This is a genomic window from Cognatishimia sp. MH4019, from assembly GCF_020177595.1.
Taxonomy (GTDB): domain Bacteria; phylum Pseudomonadota; class Alphaproteobacteria; order Rhodobacterales; family Rhodobacteraceae; genus JAHTBL01.
The window spans coordinates 285037-304495 of record NZ_JAHTBL010000003.1 but is presented as its reverse complement, the minus strand read 5'-3'; the positions used below and the strand labels follow the sequence as shown (position 1 = coordinate 304495).

Annotated in this window: 15 protein-coding genes; 6 read left to right on the top strand and 9 right to left on the bottom strand. The window is 59.6% G+C overall.

Annotated elements, in window-relative coordinates:
* Positions 1–10: 10 nt before the first annotated feature.
* Complete coding sequence (recA, locus tag KUW67_RS07585) at positions 11–1105, bottom strand: recombinase RecA (RefSeq protein ID WP_370634927.1); 1095 nt, start codon at positions 1103–1105, stop codon at positions 11–13.
* 196 nt (positions 1106–1301) lie between these two features.
* Between recA and KUW67_RS07580 the strand changes: the two genes are divergently transcribed.
* Positions 1302–1898: a gamma-glutamyl kinase gene (locus tag KUW67_RS07580; protein WP_224824691.1), complete on the top strand. Its 597-nt coding sequence runs from the start codon at positions 1302–1304 to the stop codon at positions 1896–1898.
* A 40-nt stretch (positions 1899–1938) separates the two neighbouring features.
* On the opposite strand, the gene KUW67_RS07575 is transcribed toward KUW67_RS07580, so the two are convergent.
* The 7 genes from KUW67_RS07575 to KUW67_RS07545 all read right to left on the bottom strand — a co-directional run bounded on the left by KUW67_RS07575 (position 1939) and on the right by KUW67_RS07545 (position 12952).
* Complete coding sequence (locus KUW67_RS07575; RefSeq protein ID WP_370634934.1) at positions 1939–4221, bottom strand: ATP-binding protein; 2283 nt, start codon at positions 4219–4221, stop codon at positions 1939–1941.
* Positions 4222–4501: 280 nt separating this feature from the next.
* Positions 4502–5671 (bottom strand): RsmB/NOP family class I SAM-dependent RNA methyltransferase, encoded by a 1170-nt coding sequence (locus tag KUW67_RS07570; RefSeq protein WP_224824690.1) that lies wholly within the window; start codon positions 5669–5671, stop codon positions 4502–4504.
* A gap of 154 nt (positions 5672–5825) precedes the next feature.
* Complete coding sequence (locus KUW67_RS07565) at positions 5826–7103, bottom strand: aspartate aminotransferase family protein (protein WP_224824689.1); 1278 nt, start codon at positions 7101–7103, stop codon at positions 5826–5828.
* Positions 7104–7106: 3 nt separating this feature from the next.
* Complete coding sequence (locus KUW67_RS07560; RefSeq protein WP_224824688.1) at positions 7107–8210, bottom strand: mandelate racemase/muconate lactonizing enzyme family protein; 1104 nt, start codon at positions 8208–8210, stop codon at positions 7107–7109.
* Positions 8207–9313, bottom strand: a complete 1107-nt coding sequence (locus KUW67_RS07555) for a mandelate racemase/muconate lactonizing enzyme family protein (RefSeq protein ID WP_224824687.1) — start codon at positions 9311–9313, stop codon at positions 8207–8209. Before KUW67_RS07555 ends, KUW67_RS07560 begins: the two co-directional genes overlap by 4 nt.
* 112 nt (positions 9314–9425) lie before the next feature.
* A complete protein-coding gene (locus tag KUW67_RS07550) occupies positions 9426–10508 on the bottom strand; it encodes an alcohol dehydrogenase family protein (protein ID WP_224824686.1) in 1083 nt (360 codons plus the stop codon).
* Positions 10505–12952: an FAD-dependent oxidoreductase gene (locus KUW67_RS07545; protein ID WP_224824685.1), complete on the bottom strand. Its 2448-nt coding sequence runs from the start codon at positions 12950–12952 to the stop codon at positions 10505–10507. Before KUW67_RS07545 ends, KUW67_RS07550 begins: the two co-directional genes overlap by 4 nt.
* A gap of 70 nt (positions 12953–13022) precedes the next feature.
* Here KUW67_RS07545 and KUW67_RS07540 point away from each other — a divergent pair, with 70 nt between their 5' ends.
* The 4 genes from KUW67_RS07540 to KUW67_RS07525 are packed head-to-tail and all read left to right on the top strand — an operon-like array spanning position 13023 to position 16817.
* Entirely contained in the window at positions 13023–13910 is an 888-nt protein-coding gene (locus KUW67_RS07540) for a MurR/RpiR family transcriptional regulator (protein WP_224824684.1), read from the top strand.
* On the top strand, positions 13907–14986 hold the full coding sequence (locus KUW67_RS07535; protein WP_224824683.1) for an aromatic ring-hydroxylating dioxygenase subunit alpha: 1080 nt from the start codon (positions 13907–13909) through the stop codon (positions 14984–14986). Before KUW67_RS07540 ends, KUW67_RS07535 begins: the two co-directional genes overlap by 4 nt.
* Positions 14979–16433, top strand: coding sequence for an aldehyde dehydrogenase family protein (locus KUW67_RS07530; protein ID WP_224824682.1), 1455 nt, complete (start codon positions 14979–14981; stop codon positions 16431–16433). Before KUW67_RS07535 ends, KUW67_RS07530 begins: the two co-directional genes overlap by 8 nt.
* Before the next feature lie 3 nt (positions 16434–16436).
* On the top strand, positions 16437–16817 hold the full coding sequence (locus KUW67_RS07525) for a carboxymuconolactone decarboxylase family protein (protein WP_224824681.1): 381 nt from the start codon (positions 16437–16439) through the stop codon (positions 16815–16817).
* Between the two features lie 38 nt (positions 16818–16855).
* On the opposite strand, the gene guaB is transcribed toward KUW67_RS07525, so the two are convergent.
* Positions 16856–18310 (bottom strand): IMP dehydrogenase, encoded by a 1455-nt coding sequence (gene guaB, locus KUW67_RS07520; RefSeq protein ID WP_224824680.1) that lies wholly within the window; start codon positions 18308–18310, stop codon positions 16856–16858.
* 120 nt (positions 18311–18430) lie between these two features.
* Between guaB and speB the strand changes: the two genes are divergently transcribed.
* Complete coding sequence (speB, locus tag KUW67_RS07515; RefSeq protein WP_224824783.1) at positions 18431–19390, top strand: agmatinase; 960 nt, start codon at positions 18431–18433, stop codon at positions 19388–19390.
* Positions 19391–19459 lie beyond the last annotated feature (69 nt).

Below are 19459 nucleotides of genomic sequence, written 5' to 3'. Positions count from 1 at the left end.
TATGTCACGATCAGCTTTCCAGCACGTCCCCGTCACCGTCCAGGCCTTCGCCCTTGGCTTCTTCCGGGGGCATCTCGAAATCGAGGCCGTGGGCGGCGCGGATTTTGTCTTCGATCTCCAGCGCGGTGCGGCTGTTTTCCTTCAGGAAGGTTTTTGCGTTCTCACGCCCCTGCCCGATCCGCTCGTCCCCATAGGAGAACCACGCGCCCGACTTCTCGACAATCCCGGCCTTGACGCCCAGATCCAGCAACTCGCCCATTTTCGAGATGCCTTCGCCATACATGATGTCAAATTCGACCTGCTTGAAGGGTGGCGCGACCTTGTTTTTGACGATCTTGACACGGGTGGCGTTGCCGACCACTTCGTCACGATCTTTCAGGGCACCAATCCGACGGATATCCAAACGGACCGAACTGTAGAATTTCAGCGCGTTGCCTCCCGTCGTTGTCTCAGGGCTGCCAAACATCACACCGATCTTCATGCGAATCTGGTTGATGAAAATCACCATGCAATTCGAGCGCGCGATCGATCCGGTCAGTTTGCGCATCGCCTGGCTCATCAAGCGCGCATGCACACCGACCGAGCTGTCGCCCATATCGCCTTCCAATTCGGATTTCGGCGTCAGGGCGGCCACCGAATCCACGACGACCATGTTCACCGCACCCGAGCGGACAAGCGTGTCGACAATCTCCAAAGCCTGCTCACCAGTGTCAGGCTGCGAGATCAGCAATTCCTCAAGGTTAACGCCCAGCTTCTTGGCGTATTGCGGGTCCAGCGCGTGTTCCGCATCAACAAAGGCGCACACACCGCCTTTTTTCTGTTCTTCGGCCACACAATGCAGGGTCAGCGTCGTCTTGCCCGAGCTTTCGGGGCCATAAATCTCAACAATGCGGCCCTTGGGCAGACCACCTATGCCCAGAGCGATATCAAGGCCCAGCGAGCCGGTCGATGTCGCCTCAATCTCCTGAATGGCTTGGCCCGCGCCAAGCTTCATGATCGAGCCCTTGCCGAACTGACGTTCGATCTGGGCCAACGCGCTGTCGAGCGCCTTTTGTTTGTCGGTCGCTTTTTTATCGGTCATGCCGGAAATATCTGCCATTGCCATTGGGTTGCCATCCTTATTTCATACCGCCATTGGGGCGGCAATCTTTGCTTTTGTTCGCCTCTTGTTCTCACTCCTTATGAGATCAAAAAGAGAACATTTCAACAATAAATTTACGCAATGACTTTCGCGCGAAGCGGTTAACAGGTAGTTTACGGACCAGATCAACGCGCAGAAAAACTGTGGAGAGCAGACCTAAATGCTTGTTTTCTGGAAAGAAAAACTTGCCTTCCTGGCAACCCCGAAAACTGGCAGCACCGCCTATCAGGAAGCTTTGCGGGAACGCGCGGATATTGTCGTGTCGGATCCGACGACGCTGAAGCACACAACGATCCAGCGCTATAACCGATTTTTTCGCCCGATGTTCAGGGTCGCAGGGGCCGATGACATCGAAACACTGGCCGTTATGCGAGAGCCGATTGAGTGGTTGGGCAGCTGGTATCGCTTTCGCAGCCGACCCTTTCTGGACGGCAACCCGAACAGTACCGCCGAAATCAGTTTCGATGAGTTTGCGCTGGCCTATTGTCAGGGCAACCGCCCTTCTTTCGCAGCCGTCGGATCACAAGCGAGATTTCTTACTGGTGCGAAAGGAGCGGACAGTGTCGATCATCTGTTTCGATACAACGATCAAGACGTGTTGATTGCCTTTCTGAAAGAAAGACTTCAGGTCGATTTCGCTTTGGATCGCCGCAACGTGTCCCCGAAGAAAGAGCTGTCACTCGAACCCAAGACCGAGCGAAAGCTGCGGCGCAAGCTCTCCTCCGAATATGACCTTTGGGAAAGTCTTTCGAACTGAGTTCCGGTGACGTTCCGCTGCCAAACTTTCGCGCGCCGCATCAGTGCAGTTGGTGATGCACTGTCGTGGTCAAATCCGTCAGCGAGAATGGCTTTGGCAGGAAGACCGAATTCGGGATGCTCGCCTGATTGTCCGCGATCGAATCCTCGGCATAGCCGGACACAAAAACCACCCGGACGTCAGGGCGGTCTTCCAGCGCTTTCTTGACCCAGCTCGGGCCGTCCATACCGGGCATGATGACGTCTGTGACAAAGACATCGACCTCAAGATCCTTGTCTGTCAGCAAGTCCAATGCCGCCTCTGCACAATCCGCCTCTATCACCGTGAACCCTTTGAGTTGCAGGGCGCGCGATGCGAATGCACGCACCGGCGCTTCGTCTTCCACCAGCAAAACCACACCATCCGCCCGCGCCCGGAGCGGTTCGACCACAGGTGCCGGGATCGCGCGAGCGGTCAGTTCAGAATGCTCGCGCACGGGAAAATACAGGCTGAAGGTCGTGCCGACCGATGCCACGGAATCGACAAAAATGAATCCGCCAGTCTGTTTGATGATGCCGTAAACTGTCGAAAGGCCAAGGCCCGTCCCTTCGCCGGTTCGCTTGGTCGTATAGAAGGGCTCGAATATCTTGGTCAGCTTGTCCGCGGGAATGCCAATACCTTGGTCATGCACCCGCACGATGGAATATCGCCCCGCCGGCACTGTCGCGCGATCACGGCTCAGGTCGTCTTGAAGAACGACCGCTTCGGTTTCGATCCTGATCTCACCGCCCTGCTCCATCGCGTCGCGGGCGTTCACGACGAGGTTCATCATGACCTGTTCAAGTTGACGCTTGTCAGCGCGGATCGGCATCAGACTGGGATCATGAGAGAACGAGAGCGTTGTCTTCTCTCCCACAAGACGGTTCAACAGATGCGTCAGATCTGCCAACGTATCCCGCAGGTCCATTGTTTGAGGTTGCAGGTTTTGTTTGCGCGAGAAGGCCAGCAGCTGGCCCACAAGAGAGGCCGCGCGATTGGCGTTCTGACTGATTTGCGTCAGATCGCCAAAATCCTCGTCGCCTTGATCGTGGCGCAAAAGCAGCAAGTCGCAATGACCCGAAATCGCAGTCAGAAGATTGTTGAAATCATGCGCCACCCCGCCTGCAAGCTGGCCGATCGCCTGCATCTTCTGGCTTTGCACAAATTGCGCCTCTAGCGTTTTCAGCTCGGTGGCATCGGTCAGCAAGGCGACAAGAGACGCCGTGCCGTCATCCACAACCTTCGTCAGCGTGACTTGCAAAAACACCTCGGGCGAGGCGTTTTTGACGCGCAGGAAAACGGCTTGGCGGCGGGCGCGGCCTTCAAACGCCTCTTGCAGCCATTCCCGCACAGAGCGGCCGAGGCCATCGACAAGGTCCCACATCATACGGTCCGAGACATTCTGACCGTCAAAAATATCGCGCACAAGACGGTTGCAGGCCGTGACCGCCCCGCTTTCATTGATCCGCAGCAGTGGAACGGGAATGTCCTCGAACACGCTGGCCGGGTCTGACATTGCAGCGGAGGAACCTGCATGATCCCCCGGCAGAAGATAGATTTCCTGGCGGTCGGTTGCACCCGGAATAACAGCGACCCGCGCTTTCAGGGTGCCCTTCTCTGTATCGACTTCATGCACTTCGCCTGACACCAAAGGCAACTGGCGAAAGACACGGTCCAAGGATTTGACGCGACCGCCCAGCAATCTGCGGCTCGCCTCGTTCATAAAGAGAATGGTGCCGGATCTGCTGGCCGTCAGCATGGGCAGATTGATACCATCGGCCCCACGCGCACTGGCCGGGCGATCCGCGATATCTTCAAGCCGCCACAAAAAATCTGCGTCCCCGACACGGTGAACGACCAGCCGGACATGCCCCCGCCGGGTCACGATATCTTCGCGCGCGCTGCCGAACCCTTCGGCCTTGTTTTGCATGCGCGAAATCACATTGGCGGGCGTGGTGATCACATTCGCCAACTTACCCGCGACCGTTTCAGACGAGGCGGTAAAACGATCCATCGCGGCCCGGTTGGAGACGTGAACAACCCCTTCGCGATCCGACAGAAGGCTGGGGGCAGGATCTTTGTCGATCAGAACCGCCAAACCATCCTTCAAACTGCCTATCGTGCGCGTGTGGCGCCAGGCGATCAGGCGGATACCTGCGAAGATTACGATCATCGTCATCCCCGCGCCGAGAGCAATCAGGCCAATGAGATTGTTAAGTGCATAAGACGCGGCCACCACCAAAAATCCAATGACGCCCAAAAATGCGGCGCGTGGAGACAGCATCACGGCTGTGCGGGAAATCATGCCCGTTGAGATATCGGTCTGACCCACGTCCAGCCTCCAAATAGAATCATGCCCTTTGTTATCGGGCAGGAAGTGTTAACGCGGCCTTAAGCCGGGTCTTTCAACCTTAGCGGTATTAAGTGCAATTATAAGATGATTTATCTTGGATGCGCGGCATTGCCGCGCCGGGCTTTTGCCACGGATGGCGCTTTGGTCGGCACCCTCGTGCTTTCAACGCACGTTAAAAACTGTCGCGTGAAGCAGTGACACCTCAACAGCCTCGCAATCCCAGCTCACAAAATCAATCCCTTAGAAGAACTGCGCAGTAGAAACCATCACCGCCATTCAAAGGCGTGAACTGCTGTTCGAAAGACATCGAAAATTCCGGGTGCTGCGCCAGAAAGGCCGCGATCTGATCCTGGTTTTCAGCCGCCAACAAGGAGCAGGTTGCATAGACCAGATGCCCCTGCGGTCTGACCAGAGCGGCAGTGGTTTCAAGAATATCTCTCTGAATGCGGATCGTTTGATCCAGTTTTTTGCGCGTCAGGAGCCATTTGCCTTGGGGATCACGGCGCCACGACCCACTGCCCGAACATGGGGCATCAACCAGCACCGTGTCAAAAGGAGCGATCAGGCCCAGCTCAGCCGAGGACACGCGCTTGATGGCGGCCCCTGCCCGGTCGGCCCGTGCAGGCAGATCGTTCATCCTGCGCGGCTCGGCGTCATGCGCGACGAAAACACCGGTAACCCGCCCGGCAATGGCAAGGGTTTTGCCGCCCCCTCCGGCACAGAAATCCAGAAGGGTCTGACCCGGCTTGAGCGGAACCAGATCGGAAACGGCCTGGGATGACGCATCCTGCAGCTCGACCATACCATCCAGATACGCTTTTGCATTTTTGACTTTCCGAGCCCCCTCCACGATCTCGATCGCCGTGGGAGAGAGCGGGTGCGGACGCCCTTCAATACCTTGCTCGGACAAGATGCGGATGGCGCGGTCGCGGGTCAGTTTGGTCAGATTGACCCGAAGATGGATCGGCGCGCGCTTTTGCATCTCGCCTGCGATCTGCTGCGTTCGCGGCCCCAAAGAGGCCTGCAAATCAGGCCAGAGCCATTCGGGAATGTCGGCCTCTTCCGCAGTCCCTTCCGCGGGCAGATGGCCTGCGGATCGCTCGGCCTCTGTCAGCGGATCAGGTGCGTAACGGCCCACCCCAAAGACGGTCTCTGGATCCTGTTCCAAGTCCCGCAGATAGCCCAGCATCAACGCGCGACCATCCGCACCGCCACCACGCGCGGCCAGACTGCGCTTTCGTCTCAGAACGTCATAGATGATGTCGGCAATCGCAGCCCGATCCTTGGACCCGGCATATCGGTTCCTGCGCTCCCACTCGGTTAGAACACGGCTGGCAAGCGCGCCGGTTTGGATGCGGTCCAGCACTTCAATCGCGGCATTGATACGCGCAGCCGGGGTCACGGTCGTTCACTCAATGTCATCACGTCTCACTCTGGTGCAGATCCCGCATCCATCGCTGTTTCTGCCACCAAGTTCAAACGCTGTCTTCCGCTTTACGATCGCGCGACACGCCTTTGGCGTCGCGCTACCCAAATCGCGCCCCGAAACGGACGGCTCAGCTTTGCTCTAACGCCTCTACAGCCTTTGAAATCGCATGCTTCGTCATGTCCAGATCGGCGTCAGTAACGGCCAGCGACGGGTAGAGTTTGCCCGGAGACTTGAAAACCCCGTGGGCGCGCAACGCAGTGTTGTAAACGGCATTCCGGTTCGGATCATCGTGATGAGCCGAGCGGTAGTCCCGACAGGGGGTGGCCGTGAAGAAGATGTCAAAAAGCGTCTCATCACCACAGATTTGATGCGGGATACCGGCGGCGTTCAACGCATCGGATTGCATTTTCTGCAATGCCTGCCCTGTCTCTCGCAGTTGCCCGTAAGCACCGGGCCGGGCCAGCACCTCCATCGTTTTGAGGCCTGCTGCTGCAGCCACAGGATTGCCGGATAAGGTGCCAAGCTGCATCAACCATTTGTCACCGCCCACCACGCCTTTGTCGAAATGGCGCATGATGTCGGCGCTGGCCCCAAGGGCGGCCAAAGGAAAGCCACCGCCGATGATCTTGCCCAGCGTACAGATATCAGGCGTCACACCATAGCGCTCCTGCGCGCCGCCATAGGCAAGACGGAACCCGGTGACGATTTCGTCGAAGATCAACAGGACGTGGTGCTTGTCGCACAGATCACGAAGAGCTTGCAGAAAGCCGGGTTCAGGCGGAACGATGCGCTGCAAAGGCTCTGCGATGATCGCGGCAATGTCGCTATGTTCGGACAAAAGCGCCTCGACCGCGGCAAGATCATTGAACGGCGCGATCAGCATTTGATCAGCGACACTTTGAGGAATACCTGCACTGTCCGGTACGGCTTGCGGGAAATTCACGCGCTTTTCGGGAGCAAGGCTCATCTGGGCCTCGGCACTCATCCCGTGATAGCCACCTTCGAATTTCAGGATTTTGTCGCGGCCCGTATAGGCGCGCGCCAGACGGATCGCATACATATCCGCTTCACCGCCCGAAGCCACAAAGCGCACCTGCTCGCAGCAGGGTACGGCCTCCACGATGGCTTCGGCCAGTTCGATCCCTTTGGCGTTATTGGCAAAAAACGTCATACCAAGGGGAAGCTGCTCCAGAACGGCTTCCATCACTTCGGGATGGCCATGGCCCAACAGCATGGGGCCAGAGCCAATGAGGTAGTCGACATATTCGGTGCCATCCTCATCCCAAACGCGGCTACCCTCGCCTCGTGCGATGATAATGCCGGGATCAAAATTCCCGAATCCGCCAGCAGGCAGAACGGCTTGTGCGCGGGTGATCCATTCGGTTTGCGATGTCATCTTTTGCATCGGTCAGCTTAGCTCCAGCAATGGGCGTCCTAGGACGTCTTTATCAGGTATCACGCCCAGACCGGGGCCTTCGGGCGGCGCAATGCGCCCCTGCGAACGGGTTGGGGCATCCCGGCACAGACGTGGTGCCACATAAGACGACAGATCGCAGGTGTTGAGCAATGCCCCTCGGGGCGTTGAGGCCGCAAAATGAAGGGATGCCGCCGTCACGATATCCGACCCCCATGTGCATTCGGCACAGATTTGCGCGCCCAGATGCACAGTCAGGTCCCGCGCGCGGCGCATGGCAGACAGTCCGCCGAACTTCGACAGTTTCAGCGCAACCGCGTCAAGGCAGCCCAGATCATTGGCCTGTAGAAGCGACGCAAGATCGAAGACCAATTCGTCAATTTTCATCGGCAAGCTGGTCGCTTGGCGCACGGCCGCGCATTCGGGCAATGTCTTGCAGGGCTGTTCGAGCATGATATCGAGATCGCACACAGCGCGCCCGGTACGTGTGGCCTGCAATTTGGATGCGCCGCAATTCCAGTCACCATAGACGATCGGCCCCTCGCCCACAGCCTCACGTACCTTGATAAGCCGTTCGGCATCTGCCTGCCAATCCGCATCCGCACCAAGTTTGACCTGAAACTGGCGAATGCCGGTCGCAAAAGCCTCGCGGGCGATGCGGGCCATCTCGTCCGGGGCGACACAGGTGATAGAATGGTAAAGCGGCATGTCCTTGCGCGTGCGCCCGCCCAGAAGCGTATAGAGCGGTTGATCGGTAGCGCGGCCAAACAAATCCCAAAAGGCCATGTCGACAATAGATTTCGCAGCGCTGTGACCTGGAAGATATCCATCAAGTTTGCGCATCGGAGCATCGACACCAAAGGGCGAGACGCCCAAGATTTCCGGAGCCATTTCCGTGAGCGCGCTGGGGATGCCATCGGCAAATGCGGGCAGATAATGCGGGATCGGGCAGACCTCGCCCCAACCGCGCAGGCCGGTATCGGTCTCAAGACACAGCACATGGGTTTTGACCGTTGCGCATGTCTTCCCGTCGGCCATGTAGTAGGTCTCGTGACTGCTCAGATCGACGGACCAAAGGGTGATCTTGGCGACTTTCATGAATAGACCGCGACCGGATCGCCAAGCGCGTCTTCATCGGGATGCACGCCAAGGCCGGGGCTTTCGGGCAGATGCAGGTGGCCATCAATGTTGCGTGGTCCCCGGCCGCCTGCAATCTCGGTTGTGATCATGTCCTGACAGGCCCAAACCGCGTGGCAATGCGCATCAGGGATCGTGGCCGCAAGATGGAGCGCTTCGGTATCGGCCAACACCGTGCCACCGGTCGCCATCACGAACATGTCGATGCCATGGGCCAGCGCCACATCGCGAAGCCGCGCGGCCTTGGTAAGCCCACCGACCCGATTGAGTTTGATGCCGAACACTTCGGCCAACCCGTCGCGAGCGATCCGGGCAGCGTCTTGCAAGGTGACAAGGCTTTCATCGACGCTGACGGGGGCTGCGTGTTTGCCCGAGATGGCGGCGATATCATCAAGGGTCTCGCAAGGTTGCTCGAACATCACCGTCAGGTCTTGCGTGGCAGAGATGACTTGCAAGGCCTGCGCCCGGCTCCAGCCCCGATTGACGTCATAAAGCACAATCTCGCCATCGCGGCGGATCGCTTCAACGTCGCGGATGCGGGCGATATCGCGGGCCACATCGCCGCCAATCTTGACTGAATGCGCGACATAGCCGCGCTGGCGATAGCGCTCAATCACCGCGCGGGTGTCCGCGACTGTCCTGGCCCCGACAGAAGATGCTATGGGACGCGGTGTGCGTGATCCACCGCCCATCAGATCAGCGATGGGCAGACCAGCAGCTTGGCCCGCGATATCCCAGCAGGCCATGTCGAGAGGGCTTTTTGCATAAAGATGGCCGGGCAGCGCGAGATCCATCGCGCGTTCCACATCCAGCACGCGCCGCGGGTCCAGCCCCAATACGAAAGGCGCCATAGTCTCGATCCCTGCGCGGATGCCGGGACCGTGGGCAGGCACATAGGTATGACCCCAGGGCGTGCCTTCGCCCCAGCCGATCAAACCCGCATCTGTCTCCATCTTCACGAATGTCGCGTCGAGCACTTCATGTTTAAGCCGCCCACCGGAGATCCAGTAAGGATGCTCCAATGGAAGATCGACATGGTAGACCGAAAGACGCGTGATCTTCATCGTGCACACTCCGCTGCAGGCGTGCCGCGGGCTTCAAAATCACGAATATCTGGCACGCGAAGCTGGCCATTGTGCCGCTTCGCCCCATGGGCGGCAGAGATGCCGCCGAGGATCACGGCGTCACCACGATATTGCCGGTATGGGTCTTGGCGATAAACGCCGCTTGAGCCTCGCGAAGATCGGTCAGCTTGTAGGTCGCGGCCAACGCGGGTCTGATCTCTCCCGCTTCGATATAGCGGATCAGGTTCGGCATGACCTCAGGCGGGATCACGGTGGAGCCCAGAAAGCTGAGATCGCGCAAATAGAAAGTGCGCAGATCAAGCGTGACCATAGGCCCCGCAATCGCACCCGAGCACGTGTAACGCCCACCGCGTTCGAGAATGTCGATCAATTTGGGCCAATACGGCCCGCCGACAATATCGGCAACCACGGTGATCTGTTCGCCTTTCAGGGCGGCGCGCAGGTCGTCTGGCGCGCGGGGCAGCAACATGTCGGGACCGAAAGCGGCAACCTGCGCATGTTTTACCTCGGACGCCATGGCGATAACGCGCGCGCCGCGGCGTTTGGCAAGTTGCACCAGCGCGCCGCCAACCCCGCCGGACGCACCGGGAACAAGAACGGTATCTTTCGCGGTGACCTTGGCGCGGGTCAGCATCCCTTCGGCCGTCGAGTAAGAGCATGAAAAAGTCGCAAGCTCGACATCAGTCATCTGCGAGCGGACCGCAAGCGCGTTGCGCGCGGGGATCGTGGTGAACTCTGCAAAGCCACCGTCGCGCTCAGAGCCGAAATAGCCTGTTTTGCCAAGATCATCCGGCGCGTCCGCGTCGCGCAGCCAGTTATCGGTGATGACCCGTTCGCCCACGCGCGCGGGATTGACCCCCGCACCCACAGCGACGATCACGCCGCAGACATCCGCACCCTGAATGCGCGGAAAACTGATCGGCGCACCACCCCATGTGGGGTCATCTTCACCAACCTCATCGAAAGCTCCGCCGGTTGTGGCCTCGGTCACCGTCTTGGAATACCAGCCGGACCGGGTGTTCACGTCAGTGTTGTTCAGCCCGCAGGCGCCGACGCGGATCAGCACTTCACCAGATGCAGGGGTCGGGCGCGGCCAGTCGGTGTGCAGCACGATCTGGTCAAGATCGCCATGACCCATCGTGACCATGGCCGTCATGGTGTCCGGCACGCTCATGCCAGCACCGTCGCATCGACCCGCGGCTTGAGACCTTGAGGGTCATAGGCCGGCTCTGCGAGAACCCGCGCAGGGCGCGGGGTGCCGTGGATCACAACCTCCAAAGCGGTGCCGGGCTTTGCGGCGTGCGGCTTGATATAGGCAAAGGCAAGGATCTTGCCGACGGTCGGGCCATAAGCCACAGACGCGGTAGAGCCGACGACGTCGCCCTCCATCAGCACCGCTTCGCCGCCATGGCCATCGGCCTTCCCGTCAGGCTCGATTTCGAGATAGGCGCAGACCCAAGGCAGGTCGGTGTTCAGCGTCTTGTCCTTGCCCAGATAGGTCTTGTCGCTGCGCGCAAAGCGCAAGACATCAGCCTCGGCAAGCGTCACTTCATTGGTCAACTCGCCTGCGCCTTTAAAGCCTTTCTCCATCCGCATGACATTCATTGCGAAAGAGCCGTAGTCGATCAGCCCGTGCGATTGCCCCGCGGCCCAGAGCGCGTTGTAGACGTCAAGACAGGCGACGTTGGGCATGTGAAACTCCCATCCCAACTCGCCCGCATAGGACATCCGAAAGGCCCAGATATCATGGCCTGCAACAGTGATTTCCTGCGCCGAAAGCCAGCGAAACCCGGCATTGCTCAAGTCCGCATCGGTGCAGACCTCAAGAATATCGCGGGCGTTCGGGCCATTCAGTGCAAGGGCCGCCCATTCGGCAGAGCGCGCGGTGATGGTAACCGCATCCCCGTCGCGCTGGGTGTCCAGATGATCCAGCAGGCGTTGCTCGAAAAAGGCAGCGCAGACCAGATAGAACTGATCATCGGCCATCCGCACAATCGTGGTTTCCAGCTCGATCCGGCCCGCGCGGTTGAGCATATGGGTCAGCGTGATTGAGCCTTGCTTTTGGGGCATCCGATTAGCGGTGAGCCGGTCGAGCAGCGCATAGGCGTCAGGGCCTTCGACAAGAACCTTGGTAAAGGCGGTCACGTCAATCAGGCCGGCCTTTTCGCGCACGGCTTTGACCTCTGCCGCGACGATGGCGTCCACAATGGTGCGGTTGAAGGAATAGTGATCCTCTTGCGGCACGCCTCCTTTGGCAAACCAGCGCGGGCGTTCGAACCCGTAAACCTCTTCATACACGGCGCCCTTCGATTTGAGCACCTCATGAAGGGGCGACGGTTTGATCGGGCGACCTGCAAGGCGGTTGAAATGCGGAAACGGGATTTCGTGACGCAGGCAGTAGTCTTCTCGCGCCTTCACGACCTGCCAGTCCTTTGTCGCATAGCTGCCAAACCGGCGTGGATCGTATTCGCGCATAGAGATATCGGCGGCCCCGTGGACCATCCAGCGGGCCAGCTCACGGGTCAGCCCCGGCCCCCAGCCAATGCCGATTTGCGTGCCGCAGCAGCACCAGTAATTGCGCACCCCCGGTGCGGGGCCGATCAGCGGGTTGCCATCGGGCGGATGACTGATCGCGCCATGAACCTCGCGCTGGATGCCCAGTTCGGCAAAGATCGGCATGCGGTTCAGGCTTTCCTCAAGATACGGCATGACCCGGTCATAATCGGCGTCAAAGAGCCAGTTTTCATAGTCCCACGGACAATGATCGTGCCAGACAGAGTTTGGATTCTCTTTCTCGTAGATGCCGATCAATCCGCGCTTTTGCTCCATGCGGATGTAACCCGAGACTTTCTTGTCATCGCGGATCACCGGCAGTTCCGTGCCGAGCGCTTCAAACTCCGGCACCGGCTCGGTGACGAAGTAGTGATGCGTCATCGACGTCATTGGCAGTTGCAGCCCCGACCATTCGCCCATCTGACGCGCATAGGTTCCACCTGCGTTGACGACATGTTCACATGTGATCGTGCCTTTCGGGGTCTCGACCTGCCAATCGCCCGACGGCAGCTGCGTAATGTTCGTGGCGCGACATTGGCGGATGATCCTCACGCCGTTCTGGCGCGCACCTGCAGCCATCGCCATGGTGACATTCGTCGGATCGACATGGCCGTCATCAGGCGTGTGCAGCGCACCCAAGACGCCGTCGAGATTGTAGAACGGATGCATCTGAGCCACGCGCTCAGGCCCGACCAGGTCGATATTGAACCCAAGGGCACGACCGACCGAAAGCGTATGGCGCAGCCAGTCCATCTCGTCCTCGGTATAGGCAAGCCGAAACGAACCGCAGCCATGCCATGTGACGGGCTGGCCCGTCTCGGCCTCCAGGCCGCCAGAATAAAGACCGATGTTATAGTCGACGCATTTGCCCAGCCCGAAGTTGGACGTGGAATGCGTGATCTGCCCCGCCGCGTGCCATGTGCTGCCGCTGGTCAGCTCTGCCTTCTCCAGCAGAACTGTCTCGGCTCCCCACCCTTCGTGGCCAAGATGGTAGGCAAGGCCGACGCCCATGACACCGCCACCGACAATGACGACACGAGCCTGCGTGGGGAAATCCTGGGGCACGGGGCGACCCTCCTTTTTCGAGTCGATTTTCTCTCGACACGGTAAGCAAACAAAAATACCATCGTCAATCATGAATGGGACAAATGTATCAAATACGATTCTGGAGCGGTTGGCGGGCGAGTTGTCGGTCCTGACCCCCGAAGCACGCAAAGCCGCCACCTACGTCTTGGAAAACCCCCGCGATGTCGGTGTGTCGACCGTGCGCGAGATTGCCGAAGCCGCCAACGTGAAGCCGAACACCGTCGTGCGCATGGCGCGGCAAGTGGGCTTCGACGGCTACGAGGATTTCCGCGCCCCCTTCCGTGACGCAATCCGGCGCGGGGCGGCGGATTTTCCCGATCGTGCACGCTGGCTGCAAGACATCCGCAAATCCGGCGATCTGGGCGGGCTTTATGCCGACATGGTGCAAGCCACCCTGCGCAATATCGAAGAGACGTTTGCGGGCATCTCGGCTGATGATCTGAAATGCGCTGCGGAAACGATCTGGAACTCGGAAAATGTGTTCACGCTGGGGGTCGGCGTGAACAATTCCAGCGCCCGCAACTTCACCTATCTGGCGTCAACGGGCATGGTTCGGTTTCATGCGATCCCGAAAGCGGGATCAAATGCGATTGATGATCTGGCCTGGGCCGACGGCAAAGACGTGCTGATCGCCATCACCTGCCGCCCCTACCGCGCCGAAGTGGTCGAGGCCGTGAACCGCGCAAAAGCGCAAGGGATGCGGGTGGTCGCGATTTCCGACAGCCCGGCCAGCCCGATCATTCGGTTGGCTGATCATGGCTTTGTCATCACCTGCGACACACCGCAGTTCTTTCCATCATCCGTGACAACCGTCGCCCTTCTGGAAACGCTGCTCTCTTTCGTCATTTCCGTGGCGAGCGATGAGATCGTTGAACGGGTCGAGACATTTCACAAAAGAAGACATCAGCTTGGCATGTATCACGAGGACAACACATGACCGCTCCGCTGCGCTCTCTAGAGGCCCGGTACTATACCGACCCACAGATGTTTCAGATCGAACGGCACGGGCTTTTGGCAAAGACCTGGCAGTTTGGCTGCCATATGTCCGAACTGGCCAAGACCGGCGATTATGCAACTTTCGAGATCGCGGGCGAAAGCCTGTTCGCGATCCGGGGGCGCGACGACAAGGTGCGCGTTTTCTACAATGTCTGCCAACACCGCGCGCATCAGCTTGTCAGCGGCACAGGCACCACTCGCGTGGTCGTTTGCCCTTATCACGCGTGGACCTATGAGTTGACCGGACAGCTTCGCGCCGGACCGAACCTGAAGGCTGTGGAAGGGTTCGACAAATCTTCTGTCTGCCTCACCGAAGTGCGCGCAGAGGCCTTTCTGGGATTTCTTTTCGTCAATCTGGACCCGGAGGCCGCTCCCATGGATGATTGGTTTCCCGGCACGCGGGCCGAGCTTGAAGACTGGGTGCCCAACTGGGCGGATCTGGCCCCGCTGGAATGGGTGGAAATCGAAGAGAACTGCAATTGGAAAGTCTCGGTCGAGAATTATTCCGAATGCTATCATTGCGCGCTAAACCACCCGACATTCGCCAATGGCGTCGTCAAGCCCGAGACCTACGACATCCAGCCTCAAGGCATGTGCCTGCGCCACACGACACAATGCCAAAGCCTTGATGACATGACCTATGACATCCGCTCGGGCTTTGCGCATTTTGACGAATATTCCAGTTGGTTCCTGTGGCCGATGTTCTCGTTTCAGGTCTATCCGGGCAATGTGCTGAACACCTATCACTGGCGCGCGGTCGATGCGGAAAACGTGGTCGTCTGGCGGGGCTGGTATTCGCTGCAAGGGGCCGATGACGAGAAGGTGCGCCGCTTGGCGGTGCAGGACCGCGCCACAACCGTCGAGGAAGATATCTCTCTGGTCGAAAGCGTGCAGCGCGGGCTTGGCTCGCGCGGATACCGGCCCGGGCCTTTGGTGGTTGATCCGAAAGGCGGTGTGAATTCCGAACATCCGGTCATGCATCTGCAACGCTGGATGCGGGAGGCGATTGATGGCTGAGATAAAGCCGTATTGGCAAAACTACATTGACGGCGCCTGGGGCGACGGCGGCGCAGGGCGGATTGACGTAATCAACCCCGCCACAGGCGCGCGGCTGGCCACGCAGGCACTGGCAGACTCCGCGGATGTCGACCGCGCCGTGCAAGCCGCAAAGCGGGTGCATGTGTCAGGCGCGTTGTCGGACCTGCGCCCGGTAGAGCGGGGCCGCATGGTGCAAGCGATGGGGCGCTATCTGCTGGACCATATCGACGCCATTGCCGAGGTGCTGACGCTGGAGCAAGGCAAGCCGCTTTGGGAGGCGCGGATCGAGATCGAAGGCGCTGCGCGGTATTTCGAGTATTACGGCAATCAGGCAGAAACGGTCGAGGGGCGCTCGATCCCGTTGGGAAAGGGCTATTTCGATTTTACAACCTACGAGCCATTCGGCGTATCGGCGCAGATTATCCCGTGGAACTACCCGATTGAAATGACGGCGCGGTCGCTGTCGGCGGCTTTGGCCACCGGCAATGCCTGCGTGATCAAAACGCCGGAGCTGACCCCGCTCAGCACGGCATGGCTCGCCCAAGCTGCAGAAGCGGCGGGTTTGCCAGACGGCGCCGTCAATATCCTGTGCGGATTGGGGAAAGAGGCCGGTGCCGCCCTCTCGGCCCATCGGGATGTGAACCAGATCGTCTTTACCGGATCCGTGCCCACGGGGATCGCCATCGCCACGGCGGCTGCGCAGAACGTGGTGCCTTGCGTGCTGGAACTGGGCGGTAAATCCGCAGCGATTGTCCATGATGACGCCGATCTTGAGGCGTTCGAGAATGACGTGCGTTGGGGCATTTACTTCAACGCGGGGCAAGTCTGCTCGGCCATGAGCCGGGTCATCGTGCATGACAGCATCCATGACGCGCTGGTCGAGCGGATGGTGGGCGTGGCGAAATCGCTGAGCGTGAAACCGGGCATTGAGCAGCCGGAGTTTGGCGCAACCATGGGCGCGATGGTGTCAGAGGCGCAGCGCGACCGCGCGGCCGCCATGGTCGGCCAGGCCCAAACCGACGGGGCGCGCGTGGCAACCGGCGGACGCAAGCCAAACATTTCCGGCGCGTTTCTGGAGCCCACGATTATCACCGATGTGACGCCGGATATGGCCATCGCAAGTGAAGAGGTGTTCGGGCCTGTGCTGTCGGTGCTGAGGTTTTCCTCGGATGACGAGGCGATCGGGATGGCCAACGGCACATCTTACGGGCTGGTCGGCGGTGTTTTCACGCGTGATCTTGACCGGGCCACCCGTGCCGCCCGTCAGCTGCGCGCAGGTCAGGTCTTTGTGAACGAATGGTATGCGGGCGGTGTGGAAACCCCCTTCGGCGGTTACGGCAAATCAGGCTATGGTCGCGAGAAAGGCCGTGAGGCCTTGTGGAATTACGTGCAGACGAAAAACGTCGCAATCAAGCTGGGAGCGTAGCGCATGAGCACTTTTGACGAAGACCTGTTTCTCAAGGGTCTGGAACAGCGCAAGGCGACGCTTGGCGCTGAATATGTCGAGAAGAACCTGGCCAAGGCCGATGACTTCACCCGCCCCTTTCAAGAAGCGATGACAGCGTGGTGCTGGGGGTTTGGCTGGGGCGATGATGTGATCGACGCCAAGACGCGCTCAATGATGAACCTGTCGATGATCGGCGCTTTGGGTAAAATGGCAGAATGGGAAACCCATTGCCGCGGCGCGATCAATAACGGCGTCAGCCAGGACGAGATCCGCGCGATCATCCATGTGATCGGCATCTATTGCGGGGTGCCGCAAGCGCTGGAATGCTTTCGCGTGGCGCGCAAGGTGATCGAGGACAGCTAACCACCCTGGAATCTGCATAAAGATCGCCCTGTAAAGTCCTAAGATCCCCGGTAATTCGGGCTTTCGCGGGTGATCTGCACATCGTGGACATGGCTTTCTTTCAGCCCGGCCCCGGTGATCTTCACGAACTCGCATTTGGTGCGCATCTCTTCGACAGTGGCGCAGCCAGTATAGCCCATGGCGGCACGCAGGCCGCCGACGAGTTGGTGAATGACCGCCCCGGCAGAGCCTTTATACGGCACCTGCCCTTCGATCCCTTCCGGCACCAGCTTGTCGCTGGCCGCATCCTTCTGAAAATACCGATCCGCCGAGCCGCGCGCCATCGCACCAAGTGAACCCATGCCACGATAGGATTTGAACGACCGACCCTGATAAAGGATCACCTCGCCTGGGCTTTCATCCGTGCCCGCGATCATCGAGCCAACCATGGCGCAATGGGCGCCTGCTGCTATGGCCTTGGCGAAGTCCCCGGAAAACTTGATCCCACCATCGGCAATCACGGGTGTGCCTGTCGCAGAGGCCGCCTCGGCGCAATCTGAAATTGCGGTGAGTTGCGGAACGCCCACCCCCGCCACCATGCGCGTTGTGCAGATGGAACCGGGACCAATGCCCACTTTGATCGCGTCTGCACCAGCGCCGATCAGCGCGCGGGTCGCCTCGCCCGTGGCGACATTACCTGCCACGATCTGCACTTCATTGGACAGCGACTTGGCACGCTCCACCGCGGCGGCAACGCCTTCGGAATGGCCGTGCGCGGTGTCTATTACCAACAGGTCGACGCCTGCATCCACCAACGCCTCAGACCGCTCAAAGCCCGCATCACCCACAGTAGAGGCCGCCGCCACGCGCAACCGGCCCAGACTGTCCTTGCAGGCTTGGGGGTTCAGCACCGCTTGTTCGATGTCCTTGATGGTCAGCAGACCGGTCAGCTTGCCCGCCGCGTCCGTCACCAGAACCTTCTCGATCCGGCGCTCGCGCATCAGAGATTTCGCATCCTCAAGCGAGGCAGGCTCTTGCAGGATCGCCAGATTGTCAGAGGTCATCATGACGGCCACGGGTGTATCGTCATCCGTGGCAAAACGCATATCGCGATTGGTCACGATGCCCAGCACGCGGCCATCGCTATTCACGACCGGAAAACCGGTGATCTTGTAGCGCTCTTGCAGGGCTTTGGCATCGGCCAGGGTCTGATCGGGGGTCAGGGTGATCGGGTTATAGACGATCCCGGATTCAAAGCGTTTGACACGGCGGACCTGGCGGGCCTGTTCTTCGACATCAAGATTACGGTGGATCACGCCCATGCCGCCTGCTTGCGCCATGGCAATCGCCATGCGCCCTTCGGTCACCGTGTCCATCGCCGAGCTGAGCAGCGGGATGTTCATCCCGATTGTGCGGGTCACCATTGTGGCCGTGTTGGCGGTCGATGGCAGCACATTGGAGGCCGCCGGAACCAGTAGGACATCATCGAATGTGAGGGCCTCGCGAATGTGCATGGGGGGTCTCCTTGGCGCGTTCGTTTGGCAAGGCCATATCTCATGGATATTCGCCTCGTGAAAGAGCAAAAGCGCGCCTTGCGTCTTGCCGGGTCGAAATATTCGGACCAGACTTCCCGCATGAGCATAAAAGAGCCACCGCGCACCCGCCTTGATCTGCCTTTCGTCGGCATCGCCACGTTCGGCAAACGCCCCTATGTGGCCGATTGGACCGCGATTGACGCCGATGCCGCGATCCTTGGCGCGCCGTTTGATTGCGGCACGCAGTATCGCCCCGGCGCACGGTTCGGACCGCGCGCGATCCGGGAGGCCTCGACCCTGTTCAGCTTTGGCCATGCGGGCGCCTATGACCATGAAGATGACGTCACCTATCTGGGCGGCGATGTGCGGATCGTAGATATGGGCGATGCGGATATCGTGCACACCGATACCGACGCCGGCCATGCCGCGATTGAGGCGGGCGTGCGCGCGATCACAGCCGCCGGTGCCTTGCCAGTGGTGCTGGGCGGCGATCATTCGGTGAATATCCCGTGCGTAAGGGCGCTGGACGATCAGGGGCCGTTCCACATTCTGCAAATCGACGCCCATCTGGATTTTGTCGATGAGCGGTTCGGCGTGCGAAATGGCCATGGCAACCCCATGCGCCGCGCGGTGGAGCAGCCTTATGTCACCGGGATTTCACAAGTGGGCATTCGCAATATCTCCTCGACCCACCGGGAGGGGTATGAGGATGCGCGGGCGCATGGCACGCATATCTTCTCGGTCCGGCAGATGCGGGACAAGGGGCGTGCGGCGGTTCTGGAAACGATCCCGAAGGGCGCAAAGATCTATATCACGATTGATATCGACGGGTTTGATCCGTCGATTGCGCCGGGCACCGGCACGCCGAGCCATGGCGGGTTCCTCTATTACGAGGTGTTGGAACTGCTCCAAGAGGCGGTGCAGCACCACGAAGTTGTGGGGATTGATCTGGTGGAGGTCGCCCCGGATTACGACCCAACTGGCAGCACGGGCATTCTGGCCGCGCAGGTGCTTTTGAACACGTTGGGCTTTATCTTTCACGCCCGCGCATCTGACTAAGGGCGGATGCCTCCGGCGGAGGTATTTGGAGACAAAAGAAAGCGGCGCGCCTGATCTCTCCAACGCGCC